This window comes from Hoylesella buccalis ATCC 35310, from assembly GCF_025151385.1.
Lineage (GTDB): Bacteria > Bacteroidota > Bacteroidia > Bacteroidales > Bacteroidaceae > Prevotella > Prevotella buccalis.
The window spans coordinates 2,998,978-3,023,092 of the sequence record NZ_CP102287.1; the positions used below are offsets into that span (position 1 = coordinate 2,998,978).

Annotated in this window: 22 protein-coding genes; 14 read left to right on the forward strand and 8 right to left on the reverse strand. The window is 47.0% G+C overall.

Features of this window, described 5'->3' with window-relative positions:
• Positions 1-527 precede the first annotated feature (527 nt).
• A complete protein-coding gene (gene ahpC / locus NQ518_RS12370) occupies positions 528-1,094 on the forward strand; it encodes an alkyl hydroperoxide reductase subunit C (RefSeq protein WP_004349256.1) in 567 nt (188 codons plus the stop codon).
• A 156-nt stretch (positions 1,095-1,250) separates the two neighbouring features.
• Complete coding sequence (gene ahpF / locus NQ518_RS12375) at positions 1,251-2,810, forward strand: alkyl hydroperoxide reductase subunit F (protein WP_227205524.1); 1,560 nt, start codon at positions 1,251-1,253, stop codon at positions 2,808-2,810.
• Between the two features lie 176 nt (positions 2,811-2,986).
• Here the strand turns inward: ahpF and rsgA are convergent, their stop codons facing one another.
• The 3 genes from rsgA to rsmA form a co-directional block, all read right to left on the reverse strand.
• Positions 2,987-3,919 (reverse strand): ribosome small subunit-dependent GTPase A, encoded by a 933-nt coding sequence (gene rsgA, locus NQ518_RS12380; RefSeq protein ID WP_227205526.1) that lies wholly within the window; start codon positions 3,917-3,919, stop codon positions 2,987-2,989.
• 240 nt (positions 3,920-4,159) lie between these two features.
• Entirely contained in the window at positions 4,160-4,720 is a 561-nt protein-coding gene (frr, locus tag NQ518_RS12385) for a ribosome recycling factor (RefSeq protein WP_227205528.1), read from the reverse strand.
• A gap of 172 nt (positions 4,721-4,892) precedes the next feature.
• On the reverse strand, positions 4,893-5,705 hold the full coding sequence (gene rsmA, locus NQ518_RS12390) for a 16S rRNA (adenine(1518)-N(6)/adenine(1519)-N(6))-dimethyltransferase RsmA (protein ID WP_227205530.1): 813 nt from the start codon (positions 5,703-5,705) through the stop codon (positions 4,893-4,895).
• A gap of 333 nt (positions 5,706-6,038) precedes the next feature.
• On the opposite strand from rsmA, the gene NQ518_RS12395 reads away from it, so the two are divergent.
• The 6 genes from NQ518_RS12395 to NQ518_RS12420 all read left to right on the forward strand — a co-directional run bounded on the left by NQ518_RS12395 (position 6,039) and on the right by NQ518_RS12420 (position 11,881).
• Positions 6,039-7,115 carry a Gfo/Idh/MocA family protein gene (locus tag NQ518_RS12395; RefSeq protein ID WP_227205532.1) on the forward strand — a complete coding sequence of 359 codons (1,077 nt, stop codon included), beginning with the start codon at positions 6,039-6,041 and terminating at the stop codon, positions 7,113-7,115.
• A 42-nt stretch (positions 7,116-7,157) separates the two neighbouring features.
• Complete coding sequence (locus NQ518_RS12400) at positions 7,158-8,642, forward strand: Gfo/Idh/MocA family oxidoreductase (protein ID WP_227205534.1); 1,485 nt, start codon at positions 7,158-7,160, stop codon at positions 8,640-8,642.
• Between the two features lie 17 nt (positions 8,643-8,659).
• Positions 8,660-9,502: a 3-keto-disaccharide hydrolase gene (locus tag NQ518_RS12405; protein WP_227205536.1), complete on the forward strand. Its 843-nt coding sequence runs from the start codon at positions 8,660-8,662 to the stop codon at positions 9,500-9,502.
• A gap of 22 nt (positions 9,503-9,524) precedes the next feature.
• Positions 9,525-10,409, forward strand: coding sequence for a 3-keto-disaccharide hydrolase (locus NQ518_RS12410; RefSeq protein ID WP_374211149.1), 885 nt, complete (start codon positions 9,525-9,527; stop codon positions 10,407-10,409).
• 12 nt (positions 10,410-10,421) lie between these two features.
• Positions 10,422-11,345 (forward strand): sugar phosphate isomerase/epimerase family protein, encoded by a 924-nt coding sequence (locus NQ518_RS12415; RefSeq protein WP_227205540.1) that lies wholly within the window; start codon positions 10,422-10,424, stop codon positions 11,343-11,345.
• 125 nt (positions 11,346-11,470) lie between these two features.
• Positions 11,471-11,881 (forward strand): hypothetical protein, encoded by a 411-nt coding sequence (locus NQ518_RS12420; protein WP_227205541.1) that lies wholly within the window; start codon positions 11,471-11,473, stop codon positions 11,879-11,881.
• On the opposite strand, the gene mutY is transcribed toward NQ518_RS12420, so the two are convergent.
• The 3 genes from mutY to NQ518_RS12435 form a co-directional block, all read right to left on the reverse strand.
• Positions 11,882-12,913, reverse strand: coding sequence for an A/G-specific adenine glycosylase (gene mutY / locus NQ518_RS12425; RefSeq protein WP_227205543.1), 1,032 nt, complete (start codon positions 12,911-12,913; stop codon positions 11,882-11,884).
• Between the two features lie 128 nt (positions 12,914-13,041).
• Positions 13,042-13,527 (reverse strand): ferritin, encoded by a 486-nt coding sequence (locus NQ518_RS12430; RefSeq protein WP_227205545.1) that lies wholly within the window; start codon positions 13,525-13,527, stop codon positions 13,042-13,044.
• Positions 13,528-13,829: 302 nt separating this feature from the next.
• Positions 13,830-15,350: an ATP-dependent DNA helicase gene (locus tag NQ518_RS12435; protein ID WP_227961638.1), complete on the reverse strand. Its 1,521-nt coding sequence runs from the start codon at positions 15,348-15,350 to the stop codon at positions 13,830-13,832.
• Between the two features lie 120 nt (positions 15,351-15,470).
• Here NQ518_RS12435 and NQ518_RS12440 point away from each other — a divergent pair, with 120 nt between their 5' ends.
• The 3 genes from NQ518_RS12440 to rsmD are packed head-to-tail and all read left to right on the forward strand — an operon-like array spanning position 15,471 to position 17,294.
• Positions 15,471-15,953: a hypothetical protein gene (locus NQ518_RS12440; RefSeq protein ID WP_227961636.1), complete on the forward strand. Its 483-nt coding sequence runs from the start codon at positions 15,471-15,473 to the stop codon at positions 15,951-15,953.
• The gene (locus NQ518_RS12445; protein WP_227961634.1) at positions 15,934-16,752 is read left to right on the forward strand and encodes a DUF3822 family protein; all 819 of its coding nucleotides are present in this window, start codon (positions 15,934-15,936) and stop codon (positions 16,750-16,752) included. Before NQ518_RS12440 ends, NQ518_RS12445 begins: the two co-directional genes overlap by 20 nt.
• Positions 16,752-17,294 (forward strand): 16S rRNA (guanine(966)-N(2))-methyltransferase RsmD, encoded by a 543-nt coding sequence (gene rsmD, locus NQ518_RS12450; RefSeq protein WP_227961632.1) that lies wholly within the window; start codon positions 16,752-16,754, stop codon positions 17,292-17,294. The genes NQ518_RS12445 and rsmD overlap by 1 nt, the downstream gene beginning before the upstream one ends.
• Before the next feature lie 22 nt (positions 17,295-17,316).
• On the opposite strand, the gene cls is transcribed toward rsmD, so the two are convergent.
• A complete protein-coding gene (gene cls / locus NQ518_RS12455) occupies positions 17,317-18,741 on the reverse strand; it encodes a cardiolipin synthase (protein WP_227962355.1) in 1,425 nt (474 codons plus the stop codon).
• A gap of 80 nt (positions 18,742-18,821) precedes the next feature.
• Positions 18,822-20,801: a DNA primase gene (gene dnaG / locus NQ518_RS12460; protein ID WP_227205569.1), complete on the reverse strand. Its 1,980-nt coding sequence runs from the start codon at positions 20,799-20,801 to the stop codon at positions 18,822-18,824.
• Between the two features lie 585 nt (positions 20,802-21,386).
• On the opposite strand from dnaG, the gene NQ518_RS12465 reads away from it, so the two are divergent.
• From NQ518_RS12465 to NQ518_RS12475, 3 genes are all read left to right on the forward strand, one after another.
• Positions 21,387-22,256, forward strand: a complete 870-nt coding sequence (locus NQ518_RS12465) for an electron transfer flavoprotein subunit beta/FixA family protein (RefSeq protein WP_227961630.1) — start codon at positions 21,387-21,389, stop codon at positions 22,254-22,256.
• A gap of 232 nt (positions 22,257-22,488) precedes the next feature.
• On the forward strand, positions 22,489-23,511 hold the full coding sequence (locus tag NQ518_RS12470; RefSeq protein ID WP_227961628.1) for an electron transfer flavoprotein subunit alpha/FixB family protein: 1,023 nt from the start codon (positions 22,489-22,491) through the stop codon (positions 23,509-23,511).
• A 139-nt stretch (positions 23,512-23,650) separates the two neighbouring features.
• A complete protein-coding gene (locus tag NQ518_RS12475; protein ID WP_227961626.1) occupies positions 23,651-24,046 on the forward strand; it encodes an endonuclease domain-containing protein in 396 nt (131 codons plus the stop codon).
• The last annotated feature ends 69 nt before the right edge of the window (positions 24,047-24,115 follow it).

The following is a 24,115-nucleotide window of genomic DNA, read 5'->3' on the forward strand; positions in this document are numbered from 1 at the left end:
TGATAACTGTTGAGATTCTGTAACAAATTATATGATAATGAGATACGAAAAACGCTCAAAATTTGCGTTTTTTCAATCACTCCTTCTGTTGGTCGCAAATACGCGAGTATTGAGGGTGCTTGTCAAAATATTTCGTTGTTCATTAGTTGCTACACATTGTTTATAATATTTTCTGATGTGTTGACCAGGAAGTCATCCTCAACCTGTTCTGTCATCTTACTGAATGAGGTGGTGTACATGTTTGTGCTGTAAGCGTTGCTGATGTTGGTTGTTTTGATGGCTTGGGCAAGGAAGTTGCGACTCTCGACGCTGTGGCAGATTGCCGATCTTATATGCGGGGGAGCAACTAGAAAGGAGGACTGTAGCTATAAATCTGTTAAGATTGAAGAAGAAACCATAATTATGGTTATTATTTGCATTTTTGTCGTTAAAAGTTTCTTGTTTTTATCATTTAATGATTAACTTTGTAATAATTACAAATGGTAAGTTGTCCATTCATTGTATAACATTAAATAAATAGAATAAATATGGAAACAATAATCAATGCACAAATTCCTGAGTTTAAGGTTCAGGCATTCCAAAAAGGAGAGTTTAAGACAGTTTCAAACGAAGATATCAAAGGCAAATGGGCAATCTTCTTCTTCTACCCAGCCGACTTCACTTTTGTATGTCCTACCGAGTTGGTTGACTTGGCAGGCAAGTACGAAGAATTAAAGAAGATGGGCGTAGAGGTGTTCTCTGTTAGCTGCGATACCCACTTTGTACACAAAGCATGGTACGACACATCTGACAGCATCAAGAAGATTAACTACACCATGCTTGCCGACCCATTGGCAGTATTGGCAAAAGGCTTTGGCGTGTACAAAGAGGATGAAGGTGTAGCTTACCGCGGTACTTTCTTGGTAGATCCAGAGGGCAAGATTAAGATTGCAGAGATTCAAGACAACAGTATTGGCCGCAATGCTGACGAGTTGGTACGTAAGGTGTCTGCTGCACAGTTTGTAGAATCTCACCCAGGTGAAGTTTGTCCAGCGAAGTGGAAGCAGGGCGAAGAAACGTTGAAGCCAAGTATTGATTTGGTAGGAAAACTGTAGAAAGAAACAGGAACCCAACTTGAAAGGTAGCTGAGAGAAAACACCTACGAACTAAGTGTCGTCGTTGCTTTCTCAAGCTGCTTTTTTTTTATTCCTTTTGCATTCCTGTTAGAAACATAATGAAAAATTACCCATATATAAACAATTTATAGCACAATGTTAGATTCAACCATCTTACAACAGGTTAAAGATGTCTTCAAAGACTTAACCCATCAATATACTTTCAAAGTAACGGCGAATCCGCAACATGAAAAAGCCGCAGAACTAAAAGAATTCATCAACGACTTTGTCTCCACATCCCAGCTTTTTAAGGCACAATTTGCGGAGACCGATGACATGACTATTCAGTTCTCTCTGCTGAAAGACAATGAAGAAACAGGCGTTATGTTTCGTGGCATACCCAACGGTCACGAGTTTACGTCACTTCTTTTGGCTGTCTTGAATGCCGATGGCAAGGGTAAGAACCTGCCCGATGAGGTGATTTGCAAGCGTATTCAACGTCTTAAAGGAAATATCAAACTGCAAACATACGTTTCGTTAACCTGCACCAACTGTCCCGACATCGTACAGGCGTTGAACGTCATGGCGCTGACCAGTTCAAAAATTACGCACGAAATGGTAGATGGTGCCTTGTTTCAAGACGAGGTAGACAAACTGAATATTCAAGCTGTGCCAACGGTATATGCCAACGGAGAGTTGCTGCACATAGGGCGAGGTAGCTTGGGAGAGCTGCTTACCAAATTAGAAGATGTGATTGGTAGCGAAGAGGATGAGAGCCAAGAACCAGTGGAACGCAATTACGATGTTGTAGTTGTGGGAGGTGGTCCTGCTGGAGCGTCGGCAGCTATTTATTCTGCACGCAAGGGTTTGCATGTAGCTGTCATTGCAAATAACATCGGTGGACAGATGAAAGATACGGTTGGTATCGAAAACTTCATCTCTGTTCCCAAGACAACAGGAGCGAAGATGGCTGACAATCTCCTTACCCACCTCAAGGAATACCCTATTGATGTGTTTGACAACAGAAGGGTTGACAAGGCGTTTTTCAACGAGAAACTAAAAAAAGTACATGTAAAAGGCGGTGAAATATTTATATCACCTGCGGTCATCATTGCCACAGGTGCAAGTTGGAGAAAGCTCAACGTACAAGATGAGGCAAAGTATATGGGGCATGGCGTACACTTCTGTCCCCACTGCGACGGTCCTTTCTATAAAAACAAACATGTGGCAGTGGTCGGAGGAGGCAACTCTGGCGTAGAAGCGGCTATCGATTTGGCAGGCATCTGCAAAAAGGTAACCGTACTTGAATTTGGTGAAACCCTACGAGCTGACACCGTTTTACAAGAAAAAGCGAAGAGCTTGGATAACGTGGAAATATACACCATGGCACAAACTACGGCTATCGTGGGCGACGGACAGAACGTAACCGCCATTCGTGTGAAGAACCGCAACAACGATGAAGAGCGTGACATAGCAGTAGACGGTATCTTTGTACAGATAGGATTGGCGGCCAATGCCGACCCTTTCCGTGAAGCACTTCCGTTAAATCAACGTCACGAGATAGAGGTGGACAACTATTGTAGAACGTCCGTATCTGGTGTTTATGCCGCTGGAGATGTGACCAACGTACCTTATAAACAAATCATGATTGCTATGGGCGAAGGTGCCAAGGCGGCCCTTTCAGCCTTTGACGACAGGATTAGGGGCGTAATATAGTTTGTCGTTTGTTTCCTGAAGTTGTTGCTTCTTAGGACAAAATGTGATTAAATTAAAAAGAACATACAAATAAAGCAGCTTGTTTTGCTTTTCATGTGTAGATAGGATGGCACTCCATGCGAGTGCCATTCGGTCTATAAGGTCGTGTGTGAGGATTTTGTCCTGATGGCTCTATGCTAATAGGCCGCGCGATATTTGCTGTCATCTTTATCTTCCAACATGTTGAGATAACTCTGATAGCGGCTGACGGAGATGTAATGGTTCTCAACAGCTTGCAACACTGCGCACCCTGGTTCGTGGGTGTGTGTACAATTGTTGAATTTGCAATCTTTGGAAAATTCGAAGATTTCCTTGAAATAGCTTGTCAGTTCTTCTCGCTCGATGTCAAAGGTTCCGAAGCCTTTGATGCCCGGTGTGTCAATCAGGTAACCACCCTCTGCCAGTTCTATCATCTCGCTGAAAGTGGTGGTGTGCATGCCTGTGCCGTGTGCGTTGCTGATTTCGGCCGTACGTTGTTCGGCGTGTGGGATGATGGCGTTGATGAGCGTTGACTTGCCAACGCCGCTGTTTCCGCTGACCAGCGTAACCTTTTGTTTTAGGAGTGTTTGCAGCTGATTGATGCTCATGCCCGTTTCGGCCGATATCTCAATACACGGATAGCCGATGGTTTCGTACAGTTCTATCATTTGTTGTTGGTAGCGGCGTTCGTCATCGTTGAGCAAGTCGGTCTTATTGAACACCAAGACCACAGGTACCCGATAGGCTTCAGCTCCGGCGAGGAAGCGGTCGATGAAAGTAGTGGATGTTTCTGGTTGCTTGATGGTGATGATGAGGAGAGCTTGGTCGAGATTAGCTGCGATGATTTGGCTTTGCTTCGAGAGATTAGACGCCTTGCGTATGATGTAGTTCTTGCGGTCGTCTATGGCACTGATTAGTGCCGTTCCCTCGGCATTCATGATGATATCAACATAGTCGCCCACCGCCACAGGACTGGTGCTGCGGATACCTTTCAATCGAAAGTTACCCTTCACCTTGCATTCTACGATACGCCCGTCATCAGTCTTGACGGTGTACCAGCTTCCTGTGTTCTTGATAATGAGACCGTGCATGGATGAATGGAATTTAATGCCTCACCCCCTGCCCCTCTCCAAAAGAGAGGGGAGTGGATAGACTCTTATATGGTTGGATAGTCTTGCGACTTTCTCTTTTATCATTCTTCACAAAAGAGTTGGAATTTTGAGCGACGAGTAGTTTGTGACTCAATAAACTGAACAACTTACAAACTCATATACTCACAAACTTATAAACTCATCAACTCATGAACTTACAAACTCATCAAATCAAATTCCCTACACCGTCATAATTTCTTTTGTCTTGTCTTCCAGCAGACTGTCTACCTGCTTGATGAACTTGTCGTGAATCTTTTGCAACTCGTTCTCAGCGTCCTTTCCCGCATCTTCAGACAGTCCGTCTTTAATGGCTTTCTTGAGTTTGTCTTTAATTTCAGAGCGCACGTTGCGCACTTCAATCTTCGATTTTTCACCAATCTTGTTGCACTGTTTCACCAAATCACGACGACGTTCCTCGGTAGGTTGGGGGATACCCAGACGGATAATCTCGCCATTGTTCTCTGGTGTGATGCCCACGTCAGAATCCATGATGGCCTTTTCGATGTCCCGGATAGCCTTTTTGTCCCACGGTTTGATGGCGATGGTGCGCGCATCAGGTACAGAGACATTGGCAACTTGGTTGAGAGGAACCATGGATCCGTACGAACTGACCATCACTCCGTCCAAGATAGCTACGTTTGCGCGTCCCGCACGAATGCGGTTCAATTGCTCTTCTAAAAATGTGGTAGCCATCTGCATGCGCTCTTCGGCGCTTTGTAATGTAGATTTTACGTCAATCATATCTTTTCTTGCATTAGAGTTAGTATTGTACAAAAATACGCAATTACCAGGAAATAAGCAACTGTTTGCTGGAAATTGTTTTACGTTATGGGGCCGGAGAGGTGTGGTGTTGTTGGTTTTTCTTCAACCCGTAGAACTGCGTTTTATCCCTGTTTGAAGGTTTTTTGGCTCATCATGATTCTTGTTGCTGGATGCGCTTCAGCTCGGCTTCCACCTGGTTTGTCAACGCAACAAACTGTGCTACGGACAACTGTTCGGGCCGCTTGGTCATCAGTTCACCTGCATAGAATTCGGCGGACGCATCCTCACCTGGGAACAGCTGTCGTAGGCTTACCCGCAACATCTTGCGCCGTTGGTTGAAAACTGTTTTGACAACTCGCTTGAAGAACATTTCGTCACAACCCAGATTGTGCACCTCGTTTCGCGTCATGCGTATAACCGCACTCTTTACTTTGGGTGGCGGGTTGAACACATGTTCGTCTACGGTGAACAGATATTCCACATGATACCAAGCTTGTATCAAGACCGACAGGATGCCATACGCCTTGTTGCCTGGTTCAGAAGCGATGCGTTGTGCCACTTCGCGCTGTATCATGCCGGTGCAGCAGGGGATGAGATCTTTGTAGTCGAGCATCTTAAAAAAGATTTGCGAGGAGATGTCATACGGATAGTTGCCCGTCAAGACAAACTGCCGGCCGTCGAATACCTGTTGAAGGTCCATACGCAGGAAATCCTGTCCGATAATGTTGTCACGCAGTTTGGGAAAGTTCTCCCTAAGAAAAGCCACCGACTCGCGGTCTATCTCTACCGCTTTTACTTCTCGAGACTTCTCAACAAGATATTGTGTCAGCACGCCCATGCCGGGGCCTATCTCCAAGATTGGGATGTCGGGGCATGCGTCCACGGTGTCGGCAATGCGCTTGGCAATGCTCAAATCGGTCAGGAAGTGCTGTCCTAAGTTCTTTTTTGGTTTTACTATCTTCATAGGTCAGTTGTTTTCAGTAGGCAGGTATGGCGCTACAACTCTCTGCGTTTGAACCGTCATGCATGTCTCTTTAGTAGGACAAAGATAGATATTAAAAATGAATTATATAGGTGCGACCGTGAAAATATCACCCAAAAGAACAAAACCCCCGTTAGTCGTATTGGTTCACTCACAGGGGAATAGCTATGATTGTTTGTTGTCTTCTTTGTTTTGTGCTATATCAAATATTAACTATTTTTTTACAAAAGTACAGCCCATTCCTGTTATTTTTTAGCTATATTTGCAAACAGTTAAATTTTTAATAACTCAAAATTCTTTAGGTAATTTTTTCGGATGAAAATAAAAGTCGCGATTATCGGGTTCGGTCGAATGGGAAGGTTCTACCTCCAGGAGTTTCAAAAGAGCACCCGGTATGACGTAGTATATATTTGTGATATTAATGAAGGCTGCTGTAAATTGGCGCGTGAATTGTCTCCAAGCTCAAAAGTTATCACCAACAGCGATGTGGTTTTCGATGACCCTAACGTACAGCTGGTCGTTTTAAGCGCATTTGCGAGTGATCGTAGAGATCGTATTGCCTTAGCTGTCGCCAAGGGAAAACATATCATTGCCGAAAAGCCTATTGCTGACACTGTAGAAGCAGAAGAAGCCTGTGTGCAGATGACAGAAAACTACGATGGCATCTGTACGGTGAACATGTACTTGCGTAATTCATGGTATCACAGCGAGTTGAAGGATATCGTGGGTAGCGGTGAATTAGGTGATTTGGCTATTCTCCGTATTTGTCACATGACGCCAGGCTTGGCTCCGGGTGAAGGGCATGAGTCGGAAGGACCGTGCTTTCACGACTGTGGTATGCACTATGTGGACGTGGCGCGATGGTATGCTGGCAGCGAATTCAAGACCTATCATGCCCAAGGCATTCGAATGTGGGATTACAAGGATCCTTGGTGGTTGCAGGTACATGGTACCTTTGAAAACGGCATCGTGTTTGACATCACGCAAGGTTTTGTCTACGGACAGCTTTCGAAGGATCAGACACACAATTCTTATATAGACATTATTGGAACTAAAGGTATTGCTCATATGACGCACGACTTCCAAACAGCAGTTGTTGACGTGCGAGGTGTGAACGAAACACTGCATATTGAAAAACCTTTTGGTGGTAAGAATATTGATGTGCTCATTGAGCGCATGGCCAACTCGATAGAAACAGGGGTGCGTGACTCGCATCTACCCACCTTCAAAGATTCGGCCATCGCATCCAAATTCGCATGGAATTGTCTGGACGATGCGGCCAAACACGACCTTCCAGCCATCGGAAATTTAGAAACATTGGAACAAATCAGGTACCGCAGAAGGCACATGACCGATGGATATGGACTACTACCTAATAACTCAGAAGTTTAATCAACGTAAATTGTATATCTATATTAACCAAACTAAACAATTATGGCAGACATTTCAAGAAGAGACTTCCTTAAGAGAGGAAGCGCCGCATTGGCGGGAATGATTGTGGCTCCAAACATCGTACCTAACACGGTGTTGGGTAAGGCACGCGGAAAAAAATCACCAAGTGACAAACTGAATATCCTCGGTGTTGGTATCGGAGGACGTGGTGCCGCTGACCTCAGTGCCATGGAAACAGAGAACATCATTGGCCTTTGTGATGTTGACTGGAAGTATGCTAAGCATGTCTTTGACAAGTATCCTAAGGCAAAGCGCTACAACGATTATCGTAAGATGTTCGACGAGATGCTTAAAAGTGCAGATGCTGTGATGTGTGCAACGGCTGACCATACACACGCCATTATTTGCGCCGATGCCATTACAGCAGGCAAACACGTGTATGTGGAGAAGCCAATGACACTCTATCCTTACGAATCGCGCTTGCTGGCTGCGCTTGCAAAGAAATATAAGGTGGCAACCCAGATGGGTAACCAAGGTGCTTCCAGTAGTGGTGCCCGTCAGGCATTGAATTGGCTTTGGAACGGTGAAATTGGTGAGGTAAGGCGCATTGAGGCCTTTACAAACCGTCCTATCTGGCCACAAGGCATGCCAACTCCTACAGAGAAGATGGCTATTCCTTCGACCATGAACTGGGATGCCTTTATCGGTCCGGCAAAATACCGTGATTTCAATGCAGCCTATACACCATGGAACTTCCGTGGATGGTGGGACTTTGGATCAGGTGCATTAGGTGATATGGCTAACCATATCCTGCAGGTTGCCTTCAAGGGGTTGAACCTTGGCGCCCCTGCTGAATTGATTGGCAGCTCAACCATGTTGATGACCGACTCTTGTCCGTCTGCAGAAAAGATTACATATCGTTTTGCTGCTCGTGACAATATGCCTAAATTGTCTCTCCCAGAGGTTGAGTTGGCATGGTATGATGGTGGTTTGATTCCACAATATCCTGATGGAATGCCTCAAGGAAAGAAGCTGAAGACAGACGGTTGCTGTATCTTCTACGGTTCTAAAGATACGTTGGTTGCAGAGTGTTACGGCTATGAACCTTACTTGTTGTCTGGCAGAAAGCCGGTCGTACCCGAACTAAACCGCATCGTTAAGAACGATAATCACCAGCAAGACTGGATTAGAGCTTGTAAAGAAAGTCCAGAGAACCGTATTCCTAGCGAGTCAGATTTCAAGTTTGCGGCTCCTATGAACGAAGCGATTGTCTTGGGTTGCGCTGCTGTTCGTCTGCAAGATCTTGGCCAGTGGCTGAAGTATGATGCAAGGAACATGCGCTTCACCAATATCCCGGCAAATGCAACTTTGCGTAGTGTCATTGAGGATAAGTTTGAAATTCATGACGGTCATCCTACATTCGACCGTACATACACCAAACCGGTTAATGCTAATGAATGGGCAGAGCGCCTCATCAAACCAGTATATCGCCAGGGTTGGAAACTTCCTGAAATGCCTAACGTATAAAAGAAACAGAATCAAACATGAAACATTTGTTATGTATTGTTGCATGTTGCTTTTTGGTGTTGAACGCTTCGGCGGCAACACCAAAATCAAACTATGCCAACAAAGGAGCGGTTACATTGTATTTCTCACAAGGCTTTCAAGGCCCCGAGAAGTGGGAAAAGCATACTTTCAAGGTCGATAAAAAAGGCTTTATCAACATCTTTGACGGCAAAACGTTGAGGGGTTGGCGTGGCTATGGCAAGACATACGTGCCTTCACGCTGGGTTGTTGATAATGGTGCCATTCACTTTATCGGCAACGAGAGTCCAGAGTCTAAAGGCAAAGAAGGTGGCGACTTGGTGTTTGCACACAAGTTCAAGAACTTTGAGTTGGACATGGAATGGAAGGTTGGAAAGGGAGCTAACTCTGGAATTTTCTACTTGGCACAAGAAACTGTCAATGAGAAGGGTGAGTTGCAACCTATCTATATCTCCTGTCCCGAGTGCCAAGTTCTCGATAATGAGAACCATCCAGACGCAAAATTGGGCGTAGATGGCAATCGCAAATCTTCATCGCTTTACGACATGATTCCTGCTAAACCACAGAATGCCAAACCTTATGGACAGTGGAACCATGTAAAAATCCGTGTATTGAACGGTACAGTTACGCATTTCCAAAACGGCGTTCAGGTGTTACAGTACAAATTGTGGACACCCGAATGGACCGAACTCTTGCAGAAGAGCAAGTTTAGTGAGAAGGCATGGCCCATTGCTTTCAGGTTCCTCAACGACTGTGGAGGTGCTAACCGTGAAGGATTGATTGGCATACAAGACCACGGAAACGATGTTTGGTTCCGTAACATTCGTGTGAAAGAATTATAATAACCAATTAAAATACAGAATGATGAAATACACATTATCAACATTAGCAATAGCTTCTTTGCTATTCATATCTTGTGGAAATAATAAAAAGTGTAATTGTGAATGTAAGCAATGCTGTGGCAAAGCCGATTCCACGGCTGTCGCTGCCGGTGCTTTAGACTTTCAAGTAGCTGACAAGCAGAACGTCGATTTGAGTAAATATCCTGTAGACAAGGATGGTTTTATCACGCTGTTCGATGGTAAAACTTTAAATGGATGGCGCGGATATGGCAAGGATACGGCTCCTGCAAGCTGGAATGTAGAAGACGGTGCTATCCACTTGGTGGGTTCAGGCACAGGTGAAGCTCAGATGGAAGGTGGAGGAGACCTCATCTTCGCACATAAGTTTAAGAACTTTGAATTTGAGTTTGAATACAAAATATCAAAGGGTGGTAACTCTGGCGTATTCTATTTGGCACAAGAAGTTACGACGAATGTTGACGGCAAGGACGAATATCTTCCTATCTGGCAGTCAGCTTCAGAGTATCAAGTACTTGACAATGCCAACCACGAAGATGCCAAACTTGGTGTCGATGGCAACCGTCAGTCGGCTTCCTTGTACGACATGATTCCTGCAAAACCACAGAATGCAAAACCATTTGGTGAGTGGAATAAGGGTAAAATCACTGTCTTCAAGGGTACAGTCATCCACGCTCAGAATGGAGAAAACGTAGTGGAATACCACTTGTGGACACCAAAATGGAACGAAATGTTGAAGAACAGCAAGTTCAAAGAGGATGGTGAATTCCCCATTGCTTACAAGCTATTGAAGAATATGGGTGGTGACAAGCATGAAGGTTATATCGGGTTCCAAGACCACGGAGACGATGTTTGGTATCGTAATGTACGCATTAAAATTACAGACTAAATCAAGAGCGACATGAAAAACAAGTTAGTTTTATCGCTCATTGCCTTGATGCTCCTCGGCAGTACCACCACTTTCGCACAACGTCGTGGCCGAATGCAGCGTCGAGTGTTGCCTCAGAAAGAAATGGCTTTACAGCTTTATTCCATTCGTGAGGTACTCGGTGACGCCGCTAAGTATGCCAAAAACCATGTTGACGTATTCAAACGTCTTAAGGCTATGGGTTATACAGGCGTTGAAGCAGCTAACTATGGCGATGGTAAGTTCTATGGTGTGTCTCCCGAACAATATCGCAGAGATGTTGAGGCAGCAGGACTTAAGCCCATTTCTTCGCATGCTACTCGTGCATTGAGTGACCAAGAATTGAAGAATCATGATTTCAAAGCAGCGCTGAAGTGGTGGGACGAGGCAATCAAAGCCCATAAGGCTGCGGGCATGAAGTATATCGTAACACCTTGGGCTTCTGTTCCAAAAACACTCAAAGATGCTCAGACACTTTGTGATTATCACAACGAAATTGGTAAAAAGTGTAGGGCGGCAGGACTTCTTTATGGTTATCACAGCCATTCACACGAGTTCACCAAGGTGGAAGGACAGAACTGGTACGAGTACTTTGTGAGCCACACCAACCCCGAATATGTGTTCTTCCAAATGGACGTGTATTGGGCTATGATGGCGCAGCAAAGTCCTACGGAGTGGTTCCGAAAACATCCAGGACGTTTTAAGATGCTCCACATCAAAGACAAGTATGTACTCGGAGAGAGTGGCATGGTAGGCTTTGACGGTATCTTTAAATACGCAGACAAGGCCGGTTTACAAAATTTCGTTGTCGAAATGGAAGGAACAGAGGGCGGAATGAATATCATGGAAGGTGTCAGACTTTGCGCTCGATACATTCAAAAAGCCCCATTCGTCAAGAGAACTTATACAAAGCAATAACCAAATTGGTTATGTATTCAATAAAATCCCGGATCCGATGGAGAATCCGGGATTTTATTTTTATCTTTGCGTTTGTACTTGTTTGCGGGTGCTGAAACATGTTCTATCCTGCACATTCTTATCAAATGAAAAAACTATTACTCTTTTTTCCCATCTTCCTATTCATCTTAGGATTCTCCACTTCTTGCAAGTTTGCGCCTTCACAAGAGTTGGGCGACACTGTTGCAGCCGAGGTTTTTGAACCAATCGACACAACCGTTTTGAAGCAACAGCAAAAAGAAAAAATGTCGAAAGCAAAAGACAGTGTGGACATCTTCATCATCGGTGAAGGCTCAACCCGTGACAAACTACAACTCATCTCTTATCCTTCGCAACGCGACACCATGTTCTTTGGCAAGAAACGGCCTTTGAAGGTAATGGGTAGTGCAGACTATGGGCGCGTGGTTCGCATTGTTTTTGTGATGGGAAAAGACAGTACAAAACTTGTTAAGCAGGTAGAAGAAATCAAGATGGATACTGCTGTTGCGGCTCCATGATTAGATGTCGTTGTCTGGAAGAGATTCCAACAGTAGTTCGATGAGGCGCGGCAAGGCATACTGGTCCAGATCACTTTCTTCCACCCAGATGTAGTCATCGGGCAATGCCGGTTGTTCATTGGCTTCCAAAAGATAAAAGTCAGCCTGCAAGATGCGATGCGTCAGCACGTGCTTCACACCTTTTTTCAGCAGCAAAAGCTGTCCGGGGAAGTCTGGTAGTTCTTCGTTTTCATAGAGCAACGGTTCCCATAAGCCCTGCCAAATGTCACCGGCCGCCCGACGATGAATGGCTGTTTTTCCTTGCCAGCGCACGTACACATATACCAATTTTCGCGTCTTAATCTTTAAAGTTTTCAGTTTGATGGGCAGTTCCTCAACCTTACCTGTCCGCAAAGCCACGCAGGTTTCCGTCAAGGGACATATCAAGCAGCGAGGCGATGTGGGTGTACATTGTATCGCTCCGAAGTCCATGATGGCCTGGTTGTAGGCCGATGGCTCAGCTGCGGGCAACAACGATTGTGCCAATGCGGCAAATTCTTTCTTTCCTTCGGTGGTGTTGATGGGCGTAGAGATGCCGTAATGACGCGCCAACACCCGATACACGTTTCCGTCAACTACCGCCACCGGTAGTCCGAAGGCTATCGATCCAATAGCTGCGGCCGTATAGTCGCCTACGCCTTTCAGGGCTTTTAGCCCATCCATCGTGTTGGGAAAATGTCCCAACTCCACCACTTGTTTGGCTGCATGGTGTAGGTTTCGCGCCCTGCTGTAGTAGCCCAGTCCCTGCCATAGCCGCAGCACTTCGTCCTCAGAAGCCGCCGCCAAATCTTCTACTTTCGGGAAACGAGCCATGAAACGCTCCCAGTAGGCCCAACCTTGCTGTATGCGTGTCTGCTGCAAAATCACCTCACTAATCCAGATGGCATATGGGTCGGTTGTCTCGCGCCATGGCATACTGCGCCCGTTCTCGCTGAACCAGCGCAGCAAGGCCAGTGTGAAAGGGCTGCTTCCCATGTCGTTTTCTTTCTTCATTTGTTGGTGATTTTTGTATTTCTGCTGTTGGTTTGGTTTGATGATCCACAGCCAAGTAACGGAAAAAGAGATTATCTTCCCCCTGTAGGGCTGATAATCTCTTCTATGTTACATTACATGTTTAGAGTCTACTTCACGCGTGAGCCGTACTGCTGGTCAAGGTTGAAGATAGCCGTGTCGCCCATACGCTTGATACGGTCCACAATACCGCTGGCGGTAGCTTCTTCCTCTACCTGCTCGCGTACAAACTGCCAGAGGAAATCCTGGGTAGCATTATCATTCTCTTCTATAGCCTTGGCGAGCAACTTGTCAATCAGGTGGCTGATGTGGCACTCGTGCTTGTAAGCGTCCTCGAAGGCATCCAGCGGGCTGGTCCATGTCTGCTTCACAGCGGGAATCTGGTTGATGATGGCCTCACCGCCGCGCTTGATGATGTAGCTTGCCATCTGATAGGCATGATCCATTTCCTCTTCCGACTGTCTTTTCATCCAGTTTGAAAAACCGTCAAAACCCTCTTTCTCTAAGTAGAAAGACATGGAAAGATATAAATTAGCTGAAAAAATCTCTTCAACAATCTGCTTGTTGAAAGCTTCTTGCAATGTGTTTGAAATCATTTTCTTTAATTATTTAGTGAAACATTCTATATGCAAATATACTAATAAAATTGCAGAAAAGAGTGTCTTTGTCATTATTTTTAATATTTTTTCGGTCTGAATCTCCAAACCTAAACATATCAAAAGCCGGTATTGTAAATCACGATGCCCGACAAAGAGCGTATGCTGTCGTTTTAAAGGTGAACGACAAGATGGGCCTCATGACACAGATGAGGGTAGGAAGTGATAACATCAAGGTCGATGCCATGGTCTACAAAAGGCAATAAGCGGGGCTGTGGGTGGTTTTTAATGGCCGCCCACGCTCAATCATCCTCATCGTACGTTTGCGTTTTAGGCCAATTAACCAAATACAAACGCTCGGTGGCTCGGGTGAAAGCGGTGTACAACCAATGCACATAGTCGGGCGTGAGCATGTCGTCGGTCATATAGCCTTGATCCAGATAGACATGCGCCCACTGCCCACCTTGCGCCTTATGACAGGTGATGGCGTATGCGTATTTCACCTGAATGGCATTCAACAACTTGTCTTGCCTCATCTTTTTAAGCCGTTCCCGCTTCAAGGGAATGTCGGCATAGTCGGCCATCACCTCCTGAAACAACCGTTCGTTTTGCGCTGGTGTCAACGCTGGTGCTTCTGTGTTAAGACTGTCCAGCACGACCGTTGCTTGCAATTCGTATTGGTCGTAGTCGGGGAATTGCAGCCAAACATCAGCAAAACGAAAGCCATACACTTCGCGCACATTCCTCACCCGCTGCACCAAGGCACGGTCTCCGTTGGCCAAAAAGGAGATTCCGTTGGTGCCGTTTCCATCTTTCTCCTCCTCTCGCATGGCCGAAGAGACAGCGGCATTATTCGCAAGCGGCGCATCGTTCACCTGCGATTCGGTGGCTTGTTGCAACCAAAAATAATTGTTCCGCACCACCATGAGCCAGTCACCGGAGCTTAATTCTTCCTCTCTGTCCAGGATGGTGTTACGGATACCGCGGTTATAGATGTTGGCCCGCTTGTTACTTCTCGTTACGACGATGGTTTCGTCCATGCCCACTTCCGAGTAACTGTCATTGAGCGTCTCAATCAATTCATCGCCCGGCACCATCTTGATGTCAGCGAATCCATGGAAATGAATCTGGGGTAATTCGGTCAACTCGTCACGGGTGATCATCTGCCTGATGAGCGTTGCATTGTACAGTATGCCGCTCTGTCGGCTCTGTCGCAACACCTCGCTGAGCGTACACTCGTAGATTTTCAGTCCATACCCTTGTAAGAAGTCGGCGTTCAGAGCCGGGGATTCGGTCTCACCGATAGGCGGCAACTGCGCCTGATCACCGATAAGCACCATCCTACAGTTGCGCCCACCATAGACAAACTGCACCAAATCGTCTAACAGGCACCCGCTTCCGAACGACGAGTCGGGCATGCCGCGGTTGGATATCATCGAACATTCATCAACCAAGAACAGCGTGTCGGCATGGCGGTTGTAGTTGAGATTGAACACGCCACCATCGCTTTCAAAGGTTTTCTGTCGGTATATCTGGTGATGAATGGTGTAAGCAGGGTGCGTGCTGTTCATGGCAAACACCTTTGCGGCGCGTCCGGTAGGAGCCAAGAGCATCACCTTTTGACCCAGTGACACCATGGTTCGCACGATGGCCGCAGCCAAAGAGGTCTTCCCGGTGCCTGCGCTTCCCCGCAAAATCATCACCGCATGGGGGTCGTCATCCATCATGAAACAGGCAAAGGTGCGCAGAGCGTCGGCCTGTTCGGCTGTGGGTTCCAACGCGAATTGTCGTTTGATTTGGAAGATAAGTTCGTCTGTGAGCATGTGTTCAGAAAGAGATAGAATGAGAAATTTACCGATTTGACGGTTTATTGGAAACTATTTTGTACTTTTGCAAGTGTAAGATGATTCGCCATACGCACAAAGATACAACAAAAATCGGTCATGAAAGTCAAAGTAAAGCATAATTATCTTTTAACCTGCTGCGTCTTGATTCTGGCCATCTTGTGCATCTTGAGCATCTACGGTCCCATCCGCTTCAAGCAGCAACAGACAGAGCGAGAAACGGAAGTGAAGCACCATTTGGTGCAAATACGCTTGGCCGAAGAGAAATACCGCATGGCCACGGGAGGCTATACCGCCAGCTTCGACACCCTGATACGTCGGGGCTTGCTGACCGACTCTCTGCGGTTTGTTCCGCATACCAACCACAAGCAGTTCGAGATAGAAACAGCCATGCAACTCACTAAGTCGGGGCGACAGCTGCCATTGATGGAATGCAGGGCCTATTATGCTGACTTTTTACAGGGATTGGACAAACAAGCCATCCAACAACTGATAGACGACGAGAATGCAGCGGGACGCTTTCCCGGACTGAAAATCGGTGACCTTAACACTTCAAACAACAATGCCGGAAACTGGGAATGACATACAAAGAAAGAGAGCAAGGCTGACTTTCAGAGTCAGTCAGCACTCCTTGAGTTTCTCCGTGATAGACAATTCCACGGAGAGCCAATTGGCTTTCGAGCCTTATATCCTCAAGAGTGGCATTTCGTTGGCTGCCAATTTACGCGAAGCCTTTGAAGAAAGCGACCTGCTCTCGTATGGCTACCAACGGGCACAGGTGATGGTCGACTCGCCTGTTCTGATGATTCCCATTGACGAATTTGATGAAAGTGTCATCGAAATCCTTTACCATCACACCTTCATCGGGCATGGCGACAGCGCAGTGTTGCACGCCATTCTGCCCAATCTCAATGCTGTGGCCGTGTTCTCCATGAACAAAGACCTGAAATTGGTTATCACAGACCACTTCAACGACGTGCGCTTCCACCCCATGTTGCAGTCGGTTTGGAGCTATCTACATAAGCGAAGTTTCACGGGAGCGCACCAAAAACTGTACGCATACTTTCATGATAAGAAGGTAGACGTGTTCTGTTTTCAACACAACCGCTTCAAGTTTTGCAACACGTTCAATGCGGCAAGTGCGCAAGATGCCATCTACTTCCTGCTGTACGCATGGAAGTTGCTGGCTTTGGACACCGAGAAAGACGAGCTGCATATAGCGGGCGACGTTCCCGAACGCAAATGGTTGACCGACAACCTTCACCGCTATTTGCAAAAAGTGTATTACATCAATCCCGCAGCAGAGTTCAACCGTGCCCCCATCATCAACATTAAAGGAATCACATTCGACCTTATCACCCTCTTTTTGAAAGGAAAATAATGCGCATCATCACAGGCTTATACAAGGGAAGACACTTCGACATACCCCACACGTTCAAAGCCAGACCCACGACAGACTATGCTAAAGAGAGCATTTTCAACGTGCTGAACGGCTACATTGACTTTGAAGGAGCCATGGCTTTAGACCTCTTTGCTGGCACTGGCAGCATCTCCATGGAACTGTTGTCGCGTGGGTGTGAGCAGGTAGTGAGCGTGGAAGCCGACCGCGACCACGCCAACTTGATTCGCCATTGCATGCAGAAATTAGGAACAGAGAAGAATGTTTTGATTCGAGGGGATGTGTTTCGCTTCCTGAAAAATTGCCATCAACAGTTCGATTTCATCTTCGCTGACCCTCCATACACCTTACCCGAACTGGAGAAGATACCCTCACTTGTTCTGCAATATGACCTGCTGAAGCCAAACGGCGTATTCGTATTCGAACACGGAAAGAAGAATGATTTCAGCACATTGCCGCAATATGTCGAACACAGACACTACGGCAGCGTCAACTTTACCATATTCCAATCCAAAGACATGTAATCGCTGACGAAGGGAAGCGCCATCATAGAAGCGGAGCAAGCAGACGTACCAGCGACTCCCAAAGCCTGTTTAAGAACGGCCTACGCATGAAATCTGTCAGCCTGTCGACAAGCACACACGATTCCTGATCGGTCAAAAAGACCTGCTTCATGCGCAAAGCCAGCTCCTCATCATAAAAGAAAATGTTAGCCTCGAAGTTGTTTTCAAAGCTACGGAAGTCGATGTTAGTGGATCCACATGTACACAAACTGTCATCAGCCACCAAGAGTTTAGAATGATTGAATCCCGCTTTGTAGAAATAAACCTTCACGCCCGCCTCAATCATGATAGGGATATACGACCTGCTGGCCCATTCAACTAACTTCACGTCCCCATGCCTTGGCAGCATCAGTCGCACGTCAACACCAGTCAAGGCCGCTGTGCGAATGGCGAAAAGCACTGGCTCCGTGGGTAGAAAATAAGGTGTTTCCATGTAGACATAATGGCGGGCTTCGAGCAAGATGCGCACATATCCCTGCATTATTTCAGGCCAAGGCGAGATAGGACTGCTGGTCACAACCTGCGCAAGACAATTGTTTACGATGGGTTGTTCAAAGGGTGGATAATACTTTTGACTGCTGATGAGCGTCCTATCCACGAAATACCAATCTACCAAAAAGGCACGCTGTATGGCGTACACAGCTCCCCCGCGCACCTTCATGTGCGTATCTCTCCATGGCTGTTTGGCCGAACCGCGTATGTAGCGCATGGCAATGTTCATGCCACCGATAAAACCAATCTGCCCATCTACGACGGCCAGCTTGCGGTGATTGCGGTAGTTTACCTTGCCAGTGAATGCCGGAAAGTGCACAGGCATGAAAGAACGCACATCAACACCAGCGTTGCGAAGCCGCTCAAAGTACCTGCCGGGAACCTTCCAACAACCCACATAGTCGTAAATCAGTCGCACCTCAACACCCTCCCGCGCCTTATCTATCAAGGCATCGGCAATCAACTGCGACAGCGGGTCGTCTTCAATAATGTACGTGTCGATGTGTATGTGATGTTTGGCACTGCCTATCGCCTTGAGTAACCCCAGGAAGAAGTCGGCCCCTTCGGTATAGATTTCCACCTCGTTGTCCTTGAATGGCAACGACATGTTTTGATTGGCGAACAGCTGAATCAACGGTTGATACCGTTCGGGTAGCATCAAATCTTTCTGTTCGGCAAACTCCAACATCGAACGCTTGGTGAGTTGGTCGATGCTTCGCTGACTCATCATACGCTGCTTGCGTGTGTTTTGGCCGAAGAAGAAATAAAGAATGATGCCCACGATGGGTAAGAAAATGAGCACAAGCAACCACGCCATTGTCTTCGACGGCTGTCGGTTGTCCAACAAGACGGTGACAATGGTGGCGATAATGATGATCAAATAGATCAAGATAAGCGTCCAATGAAGGTAAACCATAGTATTGTTTATGCTGCAGGCAAGTCCGATTTGTCGGTCGGTTGGCACGACAAAGTCGCACCAGCGTGTCATTTTCGGTGTTACACGATGATGTTGTTGCCCAACTGTTTGGCCAAGGTATTGCGTATTTGGTGCATGTCTTTATATTCCAGCATGAGCTGTTGCATGCGTTCAGCGTCGTTCGACGCCTCAGCTATCTCGCGCATCAGGTCTTTCAACCGCTGTTCAACATAGTCCATGCGGTAGTCCTTCACCAAGTGGATGGTATGGTTTCGGAGATCCTCTTGCGCCTCTCTCGCCAATTGTTCCTCGTCGACGTATTTCGTTTCAGATGCTGGTTTTTGTGTTTCCATCACCTGATAAGCATCCATGCTCAACCTGCTGGCCAGTTTGCTGATTTCAATATCATCATGATGCACGAAGTATTGTTCAGCCACAAAGCCTTCTTCTCCGCTGTGACTGACAGCCTCTGACAGGATGCGCCTGTAGAGTTCGTTGCCCAATTGCAGCTGGTCACCATTCAGGATGTAGTCGATATATTGAGCCACGGTGAAGTTTACGACGTTGTGATTATCATCTTCCACGCCCTCGTAAATCAGCTGTTCGCCCTTCCTAATCACCAGTTGGATGAGCATCAGTTCTACCTTCGAAGCCTGTGCCATGGGTTTTGCAGACGGTGTGGGGTGGGAAACGGGCACGGATTGCGCCGCCTGCATGGCCGTTCTTTGCTGCTCTGTGGTTCTGGCACCTCGATTTTCTCGGATGTAACGATTCATGGTGTTAATCAAAGTCTGCTCACTCATCCCGATTCTGCGCGCGCAATCCTGCACATAAGTATCACGCAAAATCTGATTGGGTACCACGGCAATGCTGCTGATGATGGAGTTGATGCCCTCCGAACGCTTGAAGGGGTCGGCGACGTTGCTCACCAGCATGTCGGTCTTGAACTGTATGAAGTCAACCTGATGCTTGTCGATGTATGCCTTGAAGTCATCGGCCGAATGTTTTCGTGCAAAGCTGTCAGGGTCGTCACCGTCAGGCAAAAGCAGTATCTTCACATTCATGCCCTCACTCAAGAGCATGTCCATTCCTCGGAAGGCCGCATGGATGCCGGCAGCGTCACCATCATATAATAAGGTAATGTTGGACGTGAATCGGTGCAGAATGTGAATCTGATGCATGCTGAGCGCCGTTCCTGAGTTGGCCACCACGTTCTCTACGCCGCACTGGTGCATGGAGATTACGTCGGTATAGCCCTCCACCATGTACACCCAGTCTTCTTTCGCGATGGCCTTCTTGGCCTGATAGATGCCGTATAGCTCACGGTCTTTTTGGTAAATCTCTGATGCCGGCGAGTTGACATATTTCTGATTAACCCCCTTGGTTCGCGAGTCGAGCACCCTACCGCCAAAACCTACCACCTTGCCGTTGAGTCCTATCCACGGAAAGATAACCCGCCCGCTGTACCGGTCGATTAAATCACCGCGGTCGGTTTTATAACAAATGCCCGTTTTCAGTAAGAACTCTTCCTGATAACCCTTGCCGATAGCCGTGCTGGCCAACCGCGTTCGGTCAGGCAAGTCGTACCCCAACTGGAACTTCCGGATGATGTCGTCGCGAAAACCACGGCTGCGAAAATACTGCATGCCAATGGCTTGTCCGTCCGGGTGGTTGTGCAACAAGTCGCTGAAATAGCCCGCTGCCCACTCGTTGACGATGAACATCGACTCGCGCTCGCTCTGTTCGCGCCGTTCCTCATCCGTCATCTCGCGTTCACGGATTTCAATATGATACTTGCGAGCCAGCCAACGTAGGGCCTCGGGATAATTCATCTGCTCGTGTTCCATGATAAACCCGATGGCGTTTCCACCCTTTCCGCACCCGAAACAATGGCAGGTACCGCGGGCAGGTGAAACGATGAACGAGGGTGTTTTCTCGTTATGAAACGGACAAAGACCTTTGTAGTTGGCGCCACTCTTGCGAAGTGTCACAAACTCACTCACCACATCCACGATGTTGGCCGTGTCTTTTATCCGTTCAACGGTGGCTCTGTCTATCATAGTCATGCAAAGTTAACGAATAAAATATGAAGTGCCGAATATTCTCTTCGCTATTTTTCAGAATATTTATCTGCGTCTGCCGCTGTTTCATTTCATACGTCATGGCCCATCCTGGGCTTGCTGCGCCCCATTTCTTTGCCATGAAGAGCTGCCGGCAACCATGTCATCACGCCTCTTGAAAACACGCAAGTGGGGCACCCTTACAAAGCGGTTTGCGATACCGCTCTATGTCTTTATCTTATTCATAATGAAGTACTTATCTTGTTTTCCTGCTTGATACATTCCCCTTGGCCGTGACTTTCCAATCCAAACTCATTGACTTTGGCAGTCAAAGTCAATGAGTTTGGGCATCAAAGTCAATGGGTTTGGCACACAAAGTCATTGCTATTGGAAATCATGCAAATAGCGGCTTGATTTAGCACGTTCCGCCCTTGATGCATAAGGAATGTGAAACCGAATCCTGATAGTGCATTTATGCACCCATTTTTTTTGGTAAGAACCAAAAAGTTAGTACATTTGCGAGCAGACAAAAGTCCTAAAAGGAATCTGTTAACGACCATTATATTATAACACAGAATATATTCTATGAAACTGAAAATCGTTGTACTTGCCAAACAAGTACCTGACACAAGAAACGTCGGAAAGGATGCCATGACCGAGCAAGGCACGGTGAACCGTGCCGCACTGCCCGCCATTTTTAATCCCGAAGACTTGAATGCCCTGGAACAAGCACTGCGAATTAAGGAGCAAAATCCAGGTTCTACCGTAGGTGTGTTGACCATGGGACCACCGCGTGCAGCTGAAATCATCCGCCAAGGTTTGTTCCGCGGCGCTGACACCGGATGGCTGCTGACCGACCGGTTGTTTGCCGGCGCCGACACGCTGGCCACGTCTTACGCGCTGGCCACGGCCATCAAGAAGATAGGGCATGTAGACTTGGTGATTGGAGGCCGCCAGGCTATCGATGGCGACACGGCACAAGTAGGTCCGCAAGTTGCACAGAAATTAGGGCTCAACCAAGTGACCTACGCTGAAGAAATATTGAAGATAGAAGATGGTAAGGCTACTATTCGCCGCTTGATTGATGGCGGTGTCGAGACGGTAGAGGCTCCGTTGCCCGTGGTTGTCACGGTGAATGGAAGTGCGGCCCCATGCCGTCCTTGCCATGCCAAACTGGTGATGAAGTACAAGTACGCCACCTGTCCGATGGAACGGAAAGGCGATGAGCCATGGACCGAACTCTACGAGCAGCGTCCTTACCTCACATTGAATCAATGGTCGGTGGCCGATGTGGACGGCGACCCTGCGCAGTGTGGTCTTTCGGGTTCGCCAACGAAGGTGAAGTCGGTGCAGAACATCGTGTTCCAAGCCAAGGAGAGCAAAACGCTTACCTCATCTGATGAGGATGTGAAAGCACTGATGAAAGAGTTGATTGAAGAAAAGATTATTGGGTAAATAAAAGGAGCCTCTCCCCCGACCCCTCCCCAAAGGGGAGGGGAGTAGTTACCTTCTTTTAACAGAGAGGTTGACTGGGGAGACTTAATCAATAATTATTAAAACAAGGAATTATAAGTAAGAAAATCCTCATCACCTACAACCAACTAGTCTAATCACTCCCCTCCCTTTTGGGGAGGGGTAAGGGGGAGAGGCTTTTTGGGGGGAGAGGCTTTTTAACACCAAAATGTATATGAACAACGTATTTGTATATTGCGAGATAGAAGGCACAACCGTTGCCGAGGTATCTCAAGAACTGCTCACCAAAGGGCGCAAGCTGGCCAACCAACTGGGTGTTGAGCTGCATGCGCTGGCAGTGGGCACGGGCATCAAGGGCAACGTTGAGAACCAGATATTGCCTTATGGCGTCGATAAATTGTTTGTCTTCGACGGAGAAGGATTGTACCCTTATACGTCGGCACCACACACGGATGTCATGGTTAAACTGTTCCAAACAGAGCAACCGCAGATATGCCTGATGGGTGCGACGGTTATCGGTCGTGACTTGGGACCGCGCGTGTCGTCATCGCTCACCAGTGGACTGACGGCTGATTGTACGCAACTGGAGATTGGCGATTACGACGACCGCAAAGCCCAAAAGCACTATGACAATTTGCTTTATCAAATCAGACCGGCCTTTGGCGGCAACATCGTGGCCACCATCGTCAACCCCGACCATCGTCCACAAATGGCTACTGTGCGTTCGGGAGTGATGAAAAAAGCTCTCTATGAGGGTGAGGCGAAAGGCGAGGTGGTGTATCCCATGGTAACGGAATACGTCAGCCCAGAATCGTATGTCGTCAAGGTACTCGAACGACATGTAGAGGAAGCCAAACACAACTTGACGGGTGCTCCCATCATTGTGGCTGGTGGCTATGGCGTAGGAAGCAAAGAGGCTTTCCATCTTTTATACGAATTAGCCGACGTGTTACACGGTGAGGTGGGTGCCAGTCGTGCGGCTGTTGACGCAGGTTGGATAGAGAACGACCGCCAGATTGGTCAAACGGGTGTTACGGTGCATCCCAAGGTGTACATCGCCTGCGGCATTTCCGGGCAGATTCAGCATGTGGCTGGCATGCAAGACGCGGGCATCATCATCGCCATCAATACCGATGCCGACGCCCCCATCAACCAGTTGGCCGATTATGTCATCACTGGCTCGATAGAAGAGGTGGTGCCCAAAATGATTAAATATTATAAGGAGAACAGCAAATAAATCACGAGCGGCCTCTCCCCCGACCCCTCCCCAAAAGGGAGGGGAGTAGATAGCATGTTTGACAGAGGATGCTGATTTGCTCCTTTACGGTTTCATTTCTTGCTCAGAGGTTGAATATCATCTTTATAATAGTGTAACGATGCACAATAAAAAGCATAATTTTGGATATGCTACGGCAGCACCCGACCGATATCAGCTGCTGAAAGAATACGCCAAACAGCTGAGAAAGAACATGACGGAAGCTGAAACTATTTTGTGGGAGGAGCTTAGACAGCTTGATGGTTATCATTTTAGGAGACAACATCCTATCAATGATTTTATTGTCGACTTTATTTGTCTGTCAGCTCATCTCATCATAGAGGTAGACGGAAAATATCATGACATGCCTCAACAGCAGATAGAAGATGATACGCGAACCGATGCTTTAAGCAAGATGGGATACACGGTTGTAAGGTTTACCAACGAAGAGATTATAACCGATGTAGATAGGGTTGTAGATGAAATCTATGATATCTTAGATGAGCAAGATGAGTAAGCCACAAGTGAATATGGTATATTACAATAATAACGAATAAACAAAATGGTCTCTAAATCTCCCTGTTAG